Consider the following 14,519-nt stretch of genomic DNA (forward strand, 5'->3'; position numbering starts at 1 on the left):
CGCTATCAGGCCCTTGCCTGAGGTCGCTCCCTGGCACCTGGGCGCAGGGCGTTATGCCCGTTCGCTCAGGTGTTTATGCACAACGGATGGGTCGCCAGGGCCGGGAACTGTCGGATTTGTGGAGCCGTTCTCATCTTTATGCAACTGGCTGTTTTTTCGGGCTTTTATTTTGTGAACAAAAAATGACCAGCTGATGATGAGGGCTAAGCACCCTGCAATCCCGGGCTTTGCCGGAATTCCATCAACAGACTTATCCACAGGTCGCGACAGCCTGTCGCACGGCTCCACAGCCTGCTCTTCGAGCCCGCGGCCCAGGGTTGCCGAAGGCTCAGCCGAGCAGGCGCTGGTCATGCCGCAGGGGGTGGCCAGGCGGCGACCTACTCGGTCTTTGTGGCCGGGATGGACAGTTCATGACGAAACAGGTTGTTGGGGTCGATGGCGGCTTTCAGGTTGGACAGTCTGTTGATGAGTTCGCTGTTCCAGCCGTAGTACAAGTTCAGCCAGTCGGGGTCCACCGCGCCGGTGGCGGTGTATTTCATGTCCACATCGGGGTAGTTGATGTAGCAGCCATCGTAGGCGGGGCGCTTGGGCTTGCCGCCGTGCACGGCGGTGAAGATGTTGCGGATCCAGGCGATTTGCACCGCGTCGTCGGCAGCGTGGGTCCAGTACGTCTGGTATTGGGCTTTGAGCAGGGAGCTTCTTTGCGGAACCGCGGTGGTGCCCATGCCCTTTTTATTGATCGCCCCGCCGTAGGAGTCGATCTGTACCAGCGACTGGCTGAAGCGTTTGTCTGGCGTGGCTTCGGTCAAGTGCGTCAGCAAGGCGTTGCAGGCCTGTTCGGAGAACTGTTCGACCTGATAGTCAGACTTGTATTTGCCCCGCTGATTGTTGCCCGAGCCGTTGATCATTTGCGTGACGTACAGCCAGTCCATCGCCGTGTGCTCAGGCACCGCGCCTCTGAACTTCCTGCCGGCGAGCGGGTGCCTGAGCGGGGCAATGTTGGGCGCGATAAAGCCGTCATGCAGGGTCGGCGTGATGCCCGCCGCGGCGTTCATCTTGCTGATGAAGTCGTTGAGCGGGATATCGTTGGCGCCGCCGACCCGGCCATTGGGGCCGGTGTACTGGATCGCCAGCACCACATGGTCGGAGGTGTCCACATGGTTGAGTTTCAGCAGGGTGAACAAGCCACCGTTGCCAACGCCTTCCACCGGGCTGGTCGCGTTGGCGTCGTTATCCGAGAACCATTGCCAATAGGCCCGCAGGAAGTTCGAGAAGTTGGGAATCAGCTCCTTCCACGGGTAGGCCAGGGGAATCCAGTAGGCTTGTTGCGGGGCTTGGGGCAGTTGCTCGAAGTAGTAGCCGATGATGATGCCGAAGTTGCCACCGCCGGCGCCGCAACAGGCGGTGAACAATGCCTTGTCGTTGTTCGATGGGCTGTCCGCGCGAACATGCCGGAACTCCAGTTGCCGTGAGTTTTCCACAGGCACAAGTATGTCGACGCCGGTGACCCAGTCCACGGTCAAGCCCTGAAGGCGCGATAACAAACCGTAACCGCCGCCGCTGATGTGCCCGCCCAAACCGACCGAATAACATGAGCCGCCAGGAAGGGTGCGCCCGGCCTGCTTGTACAGCGACAGGTAGCCGTCCCAGTTCTGATTGCCGGTCAATGCCATGAAACGATACGTCTTGTTCTGGCGATCCCAGGGCGAAGTGATGGTTTGGCTCTCGTCGTACTTCAGGCCTTTCATTTCACCGAGGTCGATAATCGCCAGGTTTTGTGTCTCGCCGCTCAACTTGTTGGAAACAAAGCCCTCGTAGCAGTGGCCGCCACTGCGCACCGTGATGCGATAGCCATCATGCAGTGCTGTATTGGCTGCCGTCAGAACTTCATCAGGTGTCGTACACACATAAATTCGGTTCGCGCCCTGTTCGATACTGGGGGGCCAACGCAAGTTGAAACCCTTTTGCAGGGTTTCGTAGGTGTGTGCCTGAGGGTCGATGATGTTCATGGTTGACTCCCTGTCAGTGATGGTGAGCTAGGCGACTTCCTGTCGAAACATGACCGCTTGAGTTGCGCCAGAGCTGTGGCTTGAGTGCGGCATATGCCCTGCACGTCTTAGAGACTAGTAGGCGTCATGAGCTTGGTTTTTTTCTTTTGTGAAGTTGCGGACATCCCCCGGCCTGATCGGCGGCTTTCAATGGGTTGTGGCTTTCCCATGGGGTGTCCGATGTCCGTTTTACAAGGTCACTGGCCGCAGGGGGCCTGCACGACGAACTTCGGCTAGAGCCGGTGCAGCGGCAGGTTAAGGGCGCTCTGCCAGCAGGAGCAGATTGCGCGGGGTCAAGGGAGCCTGGCAGAAGGTTCCGAGGCGCACGGCGTAGCCCTGTTCTTGCAGGAACAGCGCACGGTCCAGCACCAGCCACAATTCCAGCGGGCGGCGGAACAGGCCCCGCAGCAGTTCCAGGTTGCGCACCTGGGCCAGGCGCTGCCAGCCGGCGGCTTCGAGCGCGGCCCAATCCTGGCAATCGACTGTGGATAAGTCCTTGAGGGCGGCCAGGTCGCGGCAGTAGTCGGCGAAGGGTTTGTCCAGCCAGTGGCTGGGCAGCGAAGGCGTTGGCAGGTATTGGTCGACCCCGCGCACTTGCCGTTGCAGCAGGTCGAAGGCCAGGCGCCGGGCCATGGAGCGGTCGCGCTGGCGCCGCACCCGGGCGCCGGCGGTGACGGTTTCGCTCATGGGCAGGGCCAGGTCTTCCAGGGACAGTTCCAGGTGCGATGCCTGGGCCGCTGTGGATAAGCCCTGGTAGTGGCTGGCGCGGGTGCGGTTGTAGCAGCAAGGGGCAATCGCCAGCTGTGGACAACCCTGCTGGCTGGCCAGCTGGATCAAGCGCACATGCAGATCGCCGCATGCGTGCAGGGCCACCGGGCTGTGCTCGGCGCAGAGCTGCTGGAGCGTGTCATCGGCCAGCACGTCCTGTTGCACATGGCGCGCGGGCAGGCCGTGCTGCCGGCTCAGTTGCTCGCCACTGTCGATCAGCGCCGGGTCGTATTCCAGGCAGGTCAGTTGTTGCCCGGGTTGCAGCAGGCGCCGGCCGAGGTGGCCCTTGCCGGAGCACCAGTCGAGCCAGTGAGTGGGGGTGCGCTGGAATTGCAGGCAGGCGGCGAAGGCTTCGATCTGCTGCCATTTGCGCCCGGGCACGTCGACCTTGAGGCGCGGCTGAGGCGCGGGCAGTGCCTTTATGGGGAGGTCGCCCAGCGTGCCGAGCGCTCGGGCCTGCTCCGCCAGCTGGGCAAAGGGCGCCGGCGCCTGGAGCTGCTGCGGATGGTTGTGGGCCGCTTCGGCGTCTTCCAGGGAGCGTTGGCGTAGCCACTGGGCCAGTTGCGGATGAGTGGATTCCCACGGCAGGTGCAGATGGTTGAACGGGCGCGGGCGCCAGAGCGCCTGGTGTTCAAGCAGGAAGCCGTCCAGGGCCTGGAAACGATCGAGCAGCGCGGGGCCTTGGAGGATCGAGGGCATGGGCGGTGAGTCCGGGGCAGGCCCGCTCCCGGGCGGGAGCGGGAGTAGGTCAGCGTCCCTGGCAGGCGTCGACTCGCAGCCAGCGTTCCAGTTGGCGGAAGGCCTGGACCAGGATGAACGACATCAGCAGGTAGAACACCCCGGCGGTGAAGAACATGTCCACCGTCAGGTAGTTGCGGGCAATGATGGTGCGCGCCATGCCGGTCAGTTCCAGCAGGGTCACGGTGCTGGCCAGGGAGCTGGCCTTGAGCATCAGGATCACTTCGTTGCTGTAGGCCGGCAGGCCGATGCGCGCCGCCCGCGGCAGGATGATGTAGAACAGCGCCTTGGGCCGGGACATGCCCAGGGCCCGCGCGGCTTCGATCTCACCGGGGGGAATGGCCTGGATCGCACCGCGCAGGATCTCGGCGATGTAGGCCGCGGTGTGCAGGGTCATGGTGGCAGTAGCGCACCAGAACGGATCGCGCAGGTAGGGCCACATGAAGCTCTCGCGCACCGCATCGAACTGCGCCAGGCCGTAATACACCAGGAACAGCTGCACCAGCAGCGGCGTGCCGCGAAAGAAGAAGATGTAGGCGTAGGGCAAGGCGCGCACGTACCAGAGCTTGGACGAGCGGGCGATGCCCAGCGGGATGGCCAGCAGCAGGCCGAGAATCACGGCGATGCCCACCAGTTCCAGGGTCAGCGTCGCGCCCTGGATGAACTTCGGCAGCCATTTGTAGATGACTTCCCATTCCATTACGTCGTCCTCACAAAGCCGCGGGCGGCGCGTTTTTCCAGGAAGTGCATGCCGATCATGGACAGCACGGTCAGGCCCAGGTACATGACGGCCGCGACCATGTAGAAGGTGAACGGATGCCGGGCGAAGGTCACGGCGTTCTGCGCCTGGCGCATGATTTCTTCAAGGCCGATCACCGACACCAGGGCGGTGTCCTTCATCAGGATCATGAACAGGTTGCCCAGGCCCGGCAGGGCGATGCGCCACATCTGCGGCAGGATCAGGCGGCTGAAGATCCGCCACTTGGAAAGGCCCAGCGCGATGCCGGCTTCGCGGTGGCCCTTGGGGATGGCCAGGATCGCGCCACGAAACACTTCCGTGGCATAGGCACCGAAGCACAGGCCGAGGGCGATCACCCCGGCAACGAACGGGCTGAGGGCCAGGTCGGGGTTGCCGAATTGCTCCCCCAGCGCGTTCATCATGTTCACCGTGCCCAGGTAGATCAGCAGCACCCACAGCAGTTCCGGGACGCCGCGCACGATGGTCGAATAGGTTTCGCCAAGCCAGCGCAGTGGCTTGTACGGGGAAGTCTTGGCCAAGGCGCCGAGCAGGCCGAGCACCAGTCCCAGGCATAACGCCGAGAGGGCCAGCTTGACGGTCATCAGCGCGCCGGCGGCGAGCACCGGGCCGAATCCGAAGAGATCGATATTCATGGGGTCTGGATGGCTTTGCTAAGGACCGGCGCCCAGGGGGCGGGCGCCGGTCAGGCAAGTCAGTATCAATAGATGCTGAACGGGAAGTACTTGTCGTTGATCTTCTTGTAGGTGCCGTCGGCCACGATTTCCTTCAGGGCGGCGTTCAGCTTCTCGCGCAGAGGATCTTTCTTGCGCACGGCAATCCCGATCTTGTCGCTTTCCACCATCGGCTCGCCCTTGAACTCATACGGCTTGCCAGCGTCGCTCTTGAGCCACTCGTAGTTGACGTACTTGTCGGCCAGGATCGCGTCCAGGCGGCCGGACGTCAGGTCCAGGTAGGCGTTTTCCTGGGTGTCGTAGAGCTTGATGGTGATGTCGTCGCCCAGGTTGTCTTCCAGCCAGGTGCCGGCCAGGGTCGCCCGCTGCGCGCCGATGATCTTGCCCTTGAGCGAGGCCTTGTCGGTCTTGAAGTCAGTCTTGGCCTTGGGGGCGATGAACTGCAGCTTGTTGGAGTAGTACGGGTCGGTGAAGTCCACCGCCTGCTTGCGCTCGTCGGTGATTGACAGCGAAGAGATCAGGAAGTCGAATTTCTTCGCGTTCAGGGCCGGGATGATGCCGTCCCAGTCGGAAGTGACCACGGTGCATTCGACTTTCATCTTGGCGCACAGGGCGTCGCCGATGTCCTTGTCGAAGCCGACCACCTGGCCGCTGGCATCCTTGTTGTTGAACGGTGGGTAGGCGGCCTCGATCCCCATCTTCAGGGTTTCGGCGGCAGCGCTGGCGCTGAAAGCCAGAGTGACGGCAGCGGCCAGGAGGATTTTCTTATAGCTCTGCATGCGTGTAGCTCCGTTAGCGGTTGCTGGACATGAATTGTTTGCAGCGTGCCGAAAGCGGGTTCTCGAAGACCTGCTGTGGCGATCCCTGCTCCTCGATCAGGCCCTGGTGAAGGAACACCACTTCACTGGAAACCTGGCGGGCAAAGCTCATTTCATGGGTGACCAGCAGCATGGTACGGCCTTCTTCGGCCAGGGCGCGGATCACGTTGAGGACTTCCTGGACCATTTCCGGGTCCAGGGCCGAGGTCGGCTCGTCGAACAGGATGACTTTGGGTTGCATCGCCAGGGTGCGGGCGATGGCGGCGCGTTGCTGCTGGCCGCCGGACAGCTGGGCCGGGTAGGCGTGGCGCTTGTCGGCGATGCCGACCTTGGCCAGCAGCGCCTCGGCCACTTCGATGGCCTCGGCCTTGCTCTGGCCCAGCACCCGGCGCGGCGCCTCGATGATGTTGTCGAGCACGCTCATGTGTGGCCAGAGATTGAAATTCTGGAAGACGAAACCGATTTCGCTGCGCAGGCGGTTGATCTGCTTGCCGTCGGCGGCCACCAGCTCGCCGTTTTTCGCGGCCTTGAGCTTGAGCTCTTCGCCGGCGACCAGGATCTGCCCCTGATGCGGGTTTTCCAGCAGGTTGATGCAGCGCAGGAAAGTGGACTTGCCGGAGCCGGAGGAACCCAGGATCGATATCACGTCACCGTCGCGTGCGGTCAGCGAAATACCTTTGAGTACCTCCTGAGAGCCGTAGCGTTTGTGCAAGTTGCGGATTTCAAGCGCGGGCGTGGCCTCAGCCATGTGCGGTCCTCATAGAGTTCATTGTGCTCCTGCTGTTGGCGGCCTTCCTGGCGAGGCGCCAAGCTAGCATAGGGTTCCAAGCGCAGCCAACAGCGCTACCGGAGGTAAACAGACGGCGTGTGGCAGGTTGTCGCATCAGCACAGAAGACTGTCGCCCCATCAACAACCGAACGCCCGTTTGAACCCGGAATCCGCCTGGAATCCGGTAGGTGTCGCGTAAAAAAAGGCGCGATGGTGCCAGCTTTGGCCGGGTGTTGGAAGGGTTAACGGGCCAAAGGTCATGGATCTGCCACCTAATTGTGCATCGGGTACTTTCGGGGTGTGTTTCTGGTGCGCAGTTTCGTCCTACAAAGTGAGTCGGCCAGTAACGAAATGGCGAAATGCCATTGAACTCAATGACTTGAGATTTCCGCCGGTCGGTTCGCCAAGCCTTGTTTCCCGGGACTCTGTAACATTTTGGCGCAAATCTTGCGTGCGAAATAAAGAACGCCCCGTTGAATTCTTTTTACGAGAACGAATGCCGACCGGGTGGAGTGACTCTTTTTTCGTTGCAAAGGTGCTTTTCATGAGCGGTACGCAACTCTCCAATGACCTCGAACAGGGGCTCAAACCACGGCATGTGACCATGCTGTCGATTGCCGGCGTGATTGGCGCGGGTCTCTTTGTCGGCTCCGGCCACGCCATCGCCGAAGCCGGCCCGGCGGTTCTCCTGGCCTATGCCGCTGCCGGCACCCTGGTGGTGCTGGTGATGCGCATGCTGGCGGAAATGGCCGTCGCCTCGCCGGATACCGGGTCGTTTTCGACCTATGCCGATCGCGCTATCGGCCACTGGGCCGGATTCACCATCGGCTGGCTGTACTGGTGGTTCTGGGTGCTGGTGATCCCGCTGGAGGCCAACGCCGCCGCGACCATCCTGCATGCCTGGTTCCCCAACGTGGCGATCTGGGTCTTCACCCTGGTGATCACTCTGCTGCTGACCGCCACCAACCTGTTCAGCGTGAAGAACTACGGCGAGTTCGAGTTCTGGTTCGCCCTGATCAAGGTGGTGGCCATCATCGGTTTCGTGATCCTCGGCCTGGCGGCCATTTGCGGCTTGCTGCCCAATAGCCAGGTCAGCGGCGTCTCGCATCTGGTGGACACCCAAGGCTTCATGCCCAACGGCATGGGCGCGGTGCTGGCGGCCATGCTGACCACCATGTTCTCCTTCATGGGCACCGAGATCGTTACCATCGCCGCGGCGGAATCCCACAACCCGGGCAAGCAGATCTCCAAGGCCACCAACTCGGTGATCTGGCGCATCGGCTTGTTCTACCTGGTGTCGATCTTCATCGTCGTGGCCCTGGTGCCGTGGAACGATCCAAGCCTGGCTCAGGTCGGCTCCTACCAGACCGTGCTTGATCGCATGGGCATCCCCAACGCCAAGCTGATCGTCGACCTGGTGGTGCTGGTGGCCGTGACCAGTTGCCTGAACTCGGCGCTCTACACCGCCTCGCGCATGCTCTTCTCCCTGGGCAAGCGGGGCGACGCTCCGGCTGTGGCCAAGCGCACCAACGCCAGCGGCACGCCTTACTGGGCGGTGATCCTGTCCACCGCAGCAGCTTTCCTTGCGGTGTTCGCCAACTATGTAGCGCCGGCGGCGGTGTTCGAGTTCCTGCTGGCCAGTTCCGGCGCCATCGCCCTGCTGGTGTACCTGGTGATTGCCGTATCGCAACTGCGCATGCGCCAGAAGCGCATGGCCGCCGGCGAGAAGATCGCCTTCCGCATGTGGCTGTTCCCCGGCCTGACCTACGCGGTGATCGTGTTCATCGTGGCGATCCTGGGCATCATGCTGTTCCAGCAAGAGCACCGGGTGGAGATCCTCGCCACCGGCCTGCTGAGTATCATCGTCATCGCTGCGGGGCTGTTGGTGGCTCGTCGGCGCAAGGCCGAGCGCAATGGTGCCCTGGTACTGAACTGACGGTTTGACGCTTTGCCATACAAAAAGGCCGCCGTCAGCATTGACCGCGGCCTTTTTTATCGGATTTGTGAATTGTTACCTGGCGTTTCGTGGACAGCCCGCTGGCGAAATAGTAGCCTGCGCGCTCTTCGATAAGAGCTCTTGCGTGCCTGCGTGAGAGGAGCTATGGAATAGCGCTGTCATGCTAGGGATTGAACGCTTGTCGGGACTCTGAATCCGTCTTCTGCTTCCCTCCCCCTGATCCATCCGCGCCGGCCCATGCTCCTGATTTGTCCGCACTTGCCCATGGCATGGCTGACGGTCCCGGTTCGAAGAATGAGCATTCAGGGCCCAATGGCGATCGCCCGGTCGTTGGTTCCTCAAAATGGGGCGGCAAGGAGACGCGCATGGCGTTCACTAAAATCATCTTCAAAAACCCGAACACCGGAGCCATCAAGGAAGCGCCAGTTGGTTTCTCCTGGACCGTGTTCTTCTTCGGTTTCATCCCGGCCCTGTTCCGCGCTGACTGGAAATGGGCGGCCATCATGTTCCTGCTGTCGATGTTCACTTTCGGCCTGAGCAACCTGGTGTTCATGTTCATGTACAACAAGCTGTATGTTCGCGACCTGATCGGCTCGGGCTTCAAGGCCCAGTCCATCGCCAGCGGCGACCTGAACTTCGCCAGCTCGCGCATCGGCATGGAAATCCCTCGGCTGGAAGCGGCCTGAGTCTAGGCCCGGCTTCTGTAGCTGAAACAAAAAGGGCGCATTCATTGCTGAATGCGCCCTTTTTTCATGCCCGTTTGCGGCTCAGTCCTTGGTGCTGAACAGGGCCTGGGACGCGGCCATGTAGTCGTTGCGGAAGGCTTCGGACTCGATCCACTCCAGCGCCGCCGCCTCGTCGGCCTCGGTGGACCAGTTGCGGTACTCGATCAGCGCCGCAAGGATGAAATCCGTGGCGCCTTCGTCGCCCTCCTGCTCATACACCAGCTCCAGCAACGGGTCCGAGAGGAACACGGTGCACATGGCCTGCAAGCTGGTTTTCTCGGCGTCGCGCATTTTCACGAACAGCTCGGTCAGGTCCACCGACTCGAAGTCGATGCGGCTGTCGTTGGGGTCCAGTTCCAGCTCCGAGGTGGGAGCGGTGCGCTTGGCGCGGTTTTGCTTGGCCTTGGTTTTCGCCCGCTGGGCCCGTTTGTGTTGCTTGTTCGCAGATGCCATGGGCGCCTTACCTTGATGCTGGGAGGTGTATCGCGTGGGTCGCCGGGCAGCGGCGACCTTTTCAGGCGGCCAAGGATGCCAGCAAATCGAGGCCGGAGCACCTGCCGCCGGGCGAGCGGGGCGGCTCAGGCGCGCGGTACCAGCCGTCCCGGGCTGCTGCGGTCGAGTTCGCCGTGGCGCAGCCAGTCCAGGATGATGGGCCAGAGCCGGGTGTCGAAACGGCTGTGGAAAAAGGCGAAATGGCCGACCTCGGTTTCGCCGATATCCTGCGGGGCGATGCGCAAGTGGGTGCGCGGACTGTTACTGAAGTACGCCAGCAGGCGCTCGATGGCCGCCACCGTGCCGAAGGGATCGTCGCTGAGGCTGATGGCGAGCACGGCGGCGCTGACCTGGGCGAAGGGCTGGCCATTGCGCGCAGCGGCCAGCCTGCGGCCGCTGGGACGGCCTTCGTAGCGTGGGTGCGGGGTGGCCCAGTCGCGGACCACGCCGGCGGGCGTGTCCTCCATCCAGCCCAGGCGTTTGCCGGGGAAGTAGCCGTGAAGGCGGGTCAGCAGGGGCATCAGCACATGCCATTTGCCCAGCATGCGCCAGCGTAGCCGGGGCTCGTAGTCGCGCCAGTAGGCGAACTGCGCGCCCATGGTGGCCACGCGGCGGATCTCCCCGGCGGAGGCCGCCAGGCCCACGGCGCAGCCGCCGAAGCTGTGGCCCACCACATCGATCGGCTGCCCGGGAAACTCGCGCCGGGCCCGTTGCAGCATGGCTTCGAAATCCAGTGCGCCCCAATCCGACCAGGACGCCTTGAGCCCCTTGAGCGAGGCCGGACGCGACTCGCCGATGCCGCGATAGTCGTAGGTCATGACGTCGAAGCCATTGGCGAACAGGTAGTCGGCGAAACGCACGTAGTAGCGGCAGCGCACCGAGGTCGCGGGGTTGATGATGACCACCGGTCTGCTCGGATCGGCTTGCGGGTGGCGCCAGGCAAAACCGCCAAGCACAAAGCCATCCGCCGCCGGTTCGCTGAAGGTTTCGCTGGGGCCTGGGCCGGCCGTGGCGAGGCGCGTGGCAGGCAGGTCGGGAGGGGACAACAGGGACATGGGCGCTTGTTCCTGGGCGGCTGCACTATGCCGGAGCGGCATCCGGCATCAGCGATGTTTTTTTTGTGCGCCCATTAATACCCGGCCGATCCACAGCGCGGCAACTGCCAGTGCACCCAGCAACAGGGTGCTGATGCTTTGCCAGAGCAGCTCGATATAGAACTGGGTCGGCTGTTGTGCCTGGCTGTAGACGAGCTTCGGGCCGGCGCGGTTGCGGGTGACAATCAGGCCGTCCTGCAGCGCGCTCACCAGGGTCCAGCCCAGCAGTGCGGTGAGTGCCAGCAGCACGCCACCGATCAGCAGGAATACCCAGGCGCCCCTACCGGTCTTGCCGGGCTTGGGGTGGGGCAGGCGGACTCGGGTTCTCTTCTGGTTCACGCGAGCAGTTCCTTGGCAATCGAATGGGCGCGAGCCCGCAACTTTACTCCCCTGCGCCGTCATGGGAATAATCCGGGCCCGGCCAAAGCCGGGTATCCCCAGACGTCGATGGAGTCTTGAGCATGGAAGTGAAGCAGCAGATGAGCCCGGAACAATGCCAGGGCATGGAAGACATCCGTCGGGAAATCGACCACCTGGATCGGGCGGTCATTGCCCTGCTGGGCGCGCGTTTCAAGTACGTGCTGGCGGCGTCGAAGTTCAAGACCTCGGCGGCCACCGTGCGGGCCGAGGAGCGCTTCAAGGCGATGCTCGCCACCCGCCGCGAATGGGCCGAGGCCGAAGGCCTGAGCGCGGATGCCATCGAGAAGCTGTACAGCGATCTGGTGCAGCACTTTATCGCTGAGGAGATGAAGCATTGGCAGGCGGCGCAGGCGCCAGCTTGAGCTTATAGGCCGGCGTTCGGCGTTGATCGGATTGGGCAGCGTCCTTGATCTGTGTCGGCGCGGGTATGCTGGCGACCTTTTTCGATCGATCAGGAACCACAACCATGCAATTTCGCTCATGGACAGGGCTGGCGCTGGCAGCGCTATTGGCGGCGACCGGGCAGGCGCAGGCGAGCGAGCCTTCCTCGGTGTATCTGCGCTGCAGCATGACCCCCGAGCAGTACGCCAAGGCCATGGCGGCAGCGCCACGCCCGGCGATTTCCTACAGCGATTGGCAGAAGTGGTTCGACAGCAAGGACATGTACGGCTCGGCCCGGGTCGATGCCGAGTGGTTGCAGGATTCCGGAGCGCGCAGCCTGCAGGAAGTGGTGCAGATCTGGGCCGGGCCGGGTAGCGCTTCGCACTATGATCCGCAGACCGGTCGCTGGCAGTTCGCCCTGCTGGAGTTCACCGACAACTATGGCGAGATGATCCAACTGCTGGCACCGCTGCGCAGCGTCGCCCCTTACTGCCAGCCCGGCTCCGACAGTTTCCTGCTGATCTACTCCTACATCTGGGGCGATGGCGACAACGCCTACCTGACCCTCAACAAGCAGCGCAGCCAATTTGCCGGCAAACCCACCAAGGCCCAGCGTGCCGAGGCCGATGCGGCGCTCAAGGTGCTGATGGATGCCGCTTCTGGCTGAGGCTGCTATGCGAGCAAGTGGTGACTTGCTGATGTTTGCCTGTGAGGCCTGGCTCCATTTCGATCCAGGCCTTTTTTATGGGTCTGGTGTTATTGAGTCGTGATGTGGACGCTTTGTCGGAGAGGGGGTGCTCATTATTGATGAAATGTAAACTGTGGTTTACATTTTGTGCATGCACACGCTTATTCAGACAGAGCGTTATAGCCAGTGGTTTGCCAGGCTGAGGGACGCTCGGGCACAGGCTCGGATCAAAGCTCGACTTCGTCGACTGGAGTTGGGGGTTTTGGGTGACTGCAAGCCGGTGGGTGAGGGGGTATCTGAGTTGCGGATAGATTATGGGCCGGGTTATCGACTGTATTTCGTGCAGCGCGGCTATGAAGTGATTGTTCTGCTGGCCGGTGGTGACAAGGCGACTCAGGCCGCTGATATAAGGATTGCCATCAGGCTGTCCCGTGAGCTCTAGGAGGATGAGATGACCAAGATAAAACTGAGCAAGTGGGATGTAGTCGATCACTTGAAGACTGAACAGGACATGGCTCTTTACCTTGAAGCCTGTCTGGAGGAGAACGATCCCGTGCTGCTGGCTGCGGCCTTGGGCGATATCGCGCGAGCGCGTGGGATGTCGCAGCTAGCCCGAGATACTGGCCTGACTCGTGAGGGGCTTTACAAGGCCCTATCAGCTGATGGCAACCCCAGTTTGGCGACCATCATGAAGGTCATGGGCGCCTTGGGTATAAAGCTGCATGCTGAGGTCGGTACGGTGCAGCAAGGCGGCTGAAACTGCAGAGCCATGCTCAGTGAAAAAGCCGCTCTAGGCGGTAATGCCAGTCAGCCAAGGGCAGGCGCTGTACCTGTGGCGAGGGAGCTTGCTCCCGCTGGGACGCGCAGCGTCCCCTGGAAGCTGAGGCTTGCCGATCGGTTGTAGGTTGATTCACGGCATTTCTACACCGCCAGGGTCATCCTGTTCAGCATCTTGCAATGAGCCTGAAGGGTGATCCGACCATGAACTTGAGTGTTCTCTATGCGCTGGCGGCCGCCGCCTTGTTCGGCGCCAGTACGCCGCTGGCCAAGCTGCTGGGGCTGGATGTTCCGCCGATGCTCCTGGCGGGGCTGTTGTACCTGGGCAGTGGCGTCGGCCTGGCCATTGTCCGTTGCGTTCGCGATCGAGGTTGGCAACCGACGGGGCTGACGGCGCGCGAGTGGCCGTGGCTGCTGGGGGCGATCTTGTTTGGCGGAGTGCTGGCGCCGGTCGCGCTGATGTTCGGCCTGACGCGGACCGCGGGCGCCACCGCCTCGTTGCTGCTCAACCTGGAATCGGTACTCACCGCGGTGCTGGCGTGGCTGGTGTTCAAGGAGAACGCCGATCGCCGGATCGTGCTCGGCATGCTCGCCATCGTGTTGGGCGGGATCGTTCTGTCATGGCCGCAGCAGCACGCCGGCGCTGATGACTGGCTGGGGCCACTGGCGGTGGCCTGCGCCTGCCTGTGCTGGGCCATCGATAACAACCTGACCCGTAACGTCTCGGCGTCCGATGCGCTGTTCATCGCAGGCAGCAAGGGGTTGGTGGCGGGTGTGGTCAATGCTGGCCTGGCGCTGCTTATTGGCGCGCAACTGCCTGCTGCTGCCACGCTGGGGCCGATACTGCTGGTGGGCTTTTTGGGTTATGGCGTCAGCCTGGTGCTGTTCGTCCTGGCCCTGCGAGGGCTGGGCAGTGCGCGCACCGGGGCCTACTTCTCCACGGCGCCTTTCCTTGGCGCAGCGCTCTCGATTCTGATCCTCGGCGAGTCGGTTTCCCTGTGGTTTCTGCTGGCTGCGGCACTGATGGCCATCGGCGTGTGGATTCACTTGATGGAACACCACGTTCACGAGCATCAGCACGAGCCTCTCGCGCACAACCATCGCCATAAGCACGACGAGCACCACCAGCATGAACACGACTTTGAGTGGGACGGCTCGGAGCCCCACAGCCATCCCCATGAGCACGCGCCGATCCGGCATAGCCATGCACACTTCCCCGATGTTCATCATCGGCACAAACACTGAGTGGACTGGTTACTTTCAGTCACCAGGTGAGGGCTTGCGCTGATCGGACCTGCTCTTTACTCTGCGCCGGTCGCTGCCAAATCAGCGGCCGGGTGTAGGAGCCCGAGAGTCGCACCGTGCACAGGCGCCCAGCTTTTCTTGGGCGCTTCTTGCTGCCCTGTGTTTTAT

General features: G+C 62.3%; 16 protein-coding genes. 7 read left to right on the forward strand and 9 right to left on the reverse strand.

Features of this window, described 5'->3' with window-relative positions; translation table 11 throughout:
* Positions 1-377 precede the first annotated feature (377 nt).
* The 6 genes from PST29_RS01695 to PST29_RS01720 all read right to left on the reverse strand — a co-directional run bounded on the left by PST29_RS01695 (position 378) and on the right by PST29_RS01720 (position 6,551).
* Positions 378-2,009, reverse strand: a complete 1,632-nt coding sequence (locus PST29_RS01695) for a BBE domain-containing protein (RefSeq protein ID WP_060842208.1) — start codon at positions 2,007-2,009, stop codon at positions 378-380.
* Positions 2,010-2,303: 294 nt separating this feature from the next.
* Positions 2,304-3,515 carry a methyltransferase gene (locus PST29_RS01700; RefSeq protein WP_060842209.1) on the reverse strand — a complete coding sequence of 404 codons (1,212 nt, stop codon included), beginning with the start codon at positions 3,513-3,515 and terminating at the stop codon, positions 2,304-2,306.
* Positions 3,516-3,564: 49 nt separating this feature from the next.
* Positions 3,565-4,254: an ABC transporter permease gene (locus tag PST29_RS01705; protein WP_060837084.1), complete on the reverse strand. Its 690-nt coding sequence runs from the start codon at positions 4,252-4,254 to the stop codon at positions 3,565-3,567.
* Positions 4,254-4,946: an ABC transporter permease gene (locus tag PST29_RS01710; RefSeq protein WP_060837085.1), complete on the reverse strand. Its 693-nt coding sequence runs from the start codon at positions 4,944-4,946 to the stop codon at positions 4,254-4,256. Before PST29_RS01710 ends, PST29_RS01705 begins: the two co-directional genes overlap by 1 nt.
* 65 nt (positions 4,947-5,011) lie before the next feature.
* On the reverse strand, positions 5,012-5,764 hold the full coding sequence (locus PST29_RS01715) for an ABC transporter substrate-binding protein (protein WP_011058718.1): 753 nt from the start codon (positions 5,762-5,764) through the stop codon (positions 5,012-5,014).
* Positions 5,765-5,777: 13 nt separating this feature from the next.
* Positions 5,778-6,551: an ABC transporter ATP-binding protein gene (locus PST29_RS01720; protein ID WP_016964770.1), complete on the reverse strand. Its 774-nt coding sequence runs from the start codon at positions 6,549-6,551 to the stop codon at positions 5,778-5,780.
* A gap of 565 nt (positions 6,552-7,116) precedes the next feature.
* Between PST29_RS01720 and gabP the strand changes: the two genes are divergently transcribed.
* Positions 7,117-8,508 carry a GABA permease gene (gene gabP, locus PST29_RS01725; RefSeq protein WP_060842210.1) on the forward strand — a complete coding sequence of 464 codons (1,392 nt, stop codon included), beginning with the start codon at positions 7,117-7,119 and terminating at the stop codon, positions 8,506-8,508.
* A gap of 386 nt (positions 8,509-8,894) precedes the next feature.
* Entirely contained in the window at positions 8,895-9,215 is a 321-nt protein-coding gene (locus PST29_RS01730) for a hypothetical protein (protein ID WP_060837087.1), read from the forward strand.
* An 81-nt stretch (positions 9,216-9,296) separates the two neighbouring features.
* Here the strand turns inward: PST29_RS01730 and PST29_RS01735 are convergent, their stop codons facing one another.
* The 3 genes from PST29_RS01735 to PST29_RS01745 all read right to left on the reverse strand — a co-directional run bounded on the left by PST29_RS01735 (position 9,297) and on the right by PST29_RS01745 (position 11,179).
* Positions 9,297-9,707, reverse strand: a complete 411-nt coding sequence (locus PST29_RS01735; RefSeq protein ID WP_060837088.1) for a hypothetical protein — start codon at positions 9,705-9,707, stop codon at positions 9,297-9,299.
* Between the two features lie 125 nt (positions 9,708-9,832).
* Entirely contained in the window at positions 9,833-10,801 is a 969-nt protein-coding gene (locus PST29_RS01740; RefSeq protein ID WP_060842211.1) for an alpha/beta hydrolase family protein, read from the reverse strand.
* Between the two features lie 48 nt (positions 10,802-10,849).
* Positions 10,850-11,179, reverse strand: a complete 330-nt coding sequence (locus tag PST29_RS01745) for a hypothetical protein (RefSeq protein ID WP_060837090.1) — start codon at positions 11,177-11,179, stop codon at positions 10,850-10,852.
* A 122-nt stretch (positions 11,180-11,301) separates the two neighbouring features.
* Here PST29_RS01745 and PST29_RS01750 point away from each other — a divergent pair, with 122 nt between their 5' ends.
* The 5 genes from PST29_RS01750 (at position 11,302) to PST29_RS01770 (ending at position 14,351) form a co-directional block, all read left to right on the forward strand.
* Positions 11,302-11,622 (forward strand): isochorismate lyase, encoded by a 321-nt coding sequence (locus PST29_RS01750; protein WP_047301081.1) that lies wholly within the window; start codon positions 11,302-11,304, stop codon positions 11,620-11,622.
* A gap of 104 nt (positions 11,623-11,726) precedes the next feature.
* Positions 11,727-12,308: a hypothetical protein gene (locus PST29_RS01755; RefSeq protein ID WP_060842212.1), complete on the forward strand. Its 582-nt coding sequence runs from the start codon at positions 11,727-11,729 to the stop codon at positions 12,306-12,308.
* Between the two features lie 172 nt (positions 12,309-12,480).
* On the forward strand, positions 12,481-12,771 hold the full coding sequence (locus tag PST29_RS01760; protein ID WP_060842213.1) for a type II toxin-antitoxin system RelE/ParE family toxin: 291 nt from the start codon (positions 12,481-12,483) through the stop codon (positions 12,769-12,771).
* A 9-nt stretch (positions 12,772-12,780) separates the two neighbouring features.
* A complete protein-coding gene (locus PST29_RS01765) occupies positions 12,781-13,086 on the forward strand; it encodes an addiction module antidote protein (RefSeq protein ID WP_060842214.1) in 306 nt (101 codons plus the stop codon).
* 224 nt (positions 13,087-13,310) lie between these two features.
* On the forward strand, positions 13,311-14,351 hold the full coding sequence (locus tag PST29_RS01770; protein ID WP_060845059.1) for a DMT family transporter: 1,041 nt from the start codon (positions 13,311-13,313) through the stop codon (positions 14,349-14,351).
* The last annotated feature ends 168 nt before the right edge of the window (positions 14,352-14,519 follow it).

It is taken from the genome of Pseudomonas sp. St29, assembly GCF_001547915.1.
GTDB lineage: Bacteria > Pseudomonadota > Gammaproteobacteria > Pseudomonadales > Pseudomonadaceae > Aquipseudomonas.

Excerpts from the sequence above, each read along its gene's own strand:
- PST29_RS01695 (WP_060842208.1), bottom strand. The coding sequence starts at position 2,009 with ATGAACATCATCGACCCTCAGGCACACACCTACGAAACCCTGCAAAAG.
- PST29_RS01700 (WP_060842209.1), bottom strand. The coding sequence starts at position 3,515 with ATGCCCTCGATCCTCCAAGGCCCCGCGCTGCTCGATCGTTTCCAGGCC.
- PST29_RS01705 (WP_060837084.1), bottom strand. The coding sequence starts at position 4,254 with ATGGAATGGGAAGTCATCTACAAATGGCTGCCGAAGTTCATCCAGGGC.
- PST29_RS01710 (WP_060837085.1), bottom strand. The coding sequence starts at position 4,946 with ATGAATATCGATCTCTTCGGATTCGGCCCGGTGCTCGCCGCCGGCGCG.
- PST29_RS01715 (WP_011058718.1), bottom strand. The coding sequence starts at position 5,764 with ATGCAGAGCTATAAGAAAATCCTCCTGGCCGCTGCCGTCACTCTGGCT.
- PST29_RS01720 (WP_016964770.1), bottom strand. The coding sequence starts at position 6,551 with ATGGCTGAGGCCACGCCCGCGCTTGAAATCCGCAACTTGCACAAACGC.
- gabP (WP_060842210.1), top strand. The coding sequence starts at position 7,117 with ATGAGCGGTACGCAACTCTCCAATGACCTCGAACAGGGGCTCAAACCA.
- PST29_RS01730 (WP_060837087.1), top strand. The coding sequence starts at position 8,895 with ATGGCGTTCACTAAAATCATCTTCAAAAACCCGAACACCGGAGCCATC.
- PST29_RS01735 (WP_060837088.1), bottom strand. The coding sequence starts at position 9,707 with ATGGCATCTGCGAACAAGCAACACAAACGGGCCCAGCGGGCGAAAACC.
- PST29_RS01740 (WP_060842211.1), bottom strand. The coding sequence starts at position 10,801 with ATGTCCCTGTTGTCCCCTCCCGACCTGCCTGCCACGCGCCTCGCCACG.
- PST29_RS01750 (WP_047301081.1), top strand. The coding sequence starts at position 11,302 with ATGGAAGTGAAGCAGCAGATGAGCCCGGAACAATGCCAGGGCATGGAA.
- PST29_RS01755 (WP_060842212.1), top strand. The coding sequence starts at position 11,727 with ATGCAATTTCGCTCATGGACAGGGCTGGCGCTGGCAGCGCTATTGGCG.
- PST29_RS01760 (WP_060842213.1), top strand. The coding sequence starts at position 12,481 with ATGCACACGCTTATTCAGACAGAGCGTTATAGCCAGTGGTTTGCCAGG.
- PST29_RS01765 (WP_060842214.1), top strand. The coding sequence starts at position 12,781 with ATGACCAAGATAAAACTGAGCAAGTGGGATGTAGTCGATCACTTGAAG.
- PST29_RS01770 (WP_060845059.1), top strand. The coding sequence starts at position 13,311 with ATGAACTTGAGTGTTCTCTATGCGCTGGCGGCCGCCGCCTTGTTCGGC.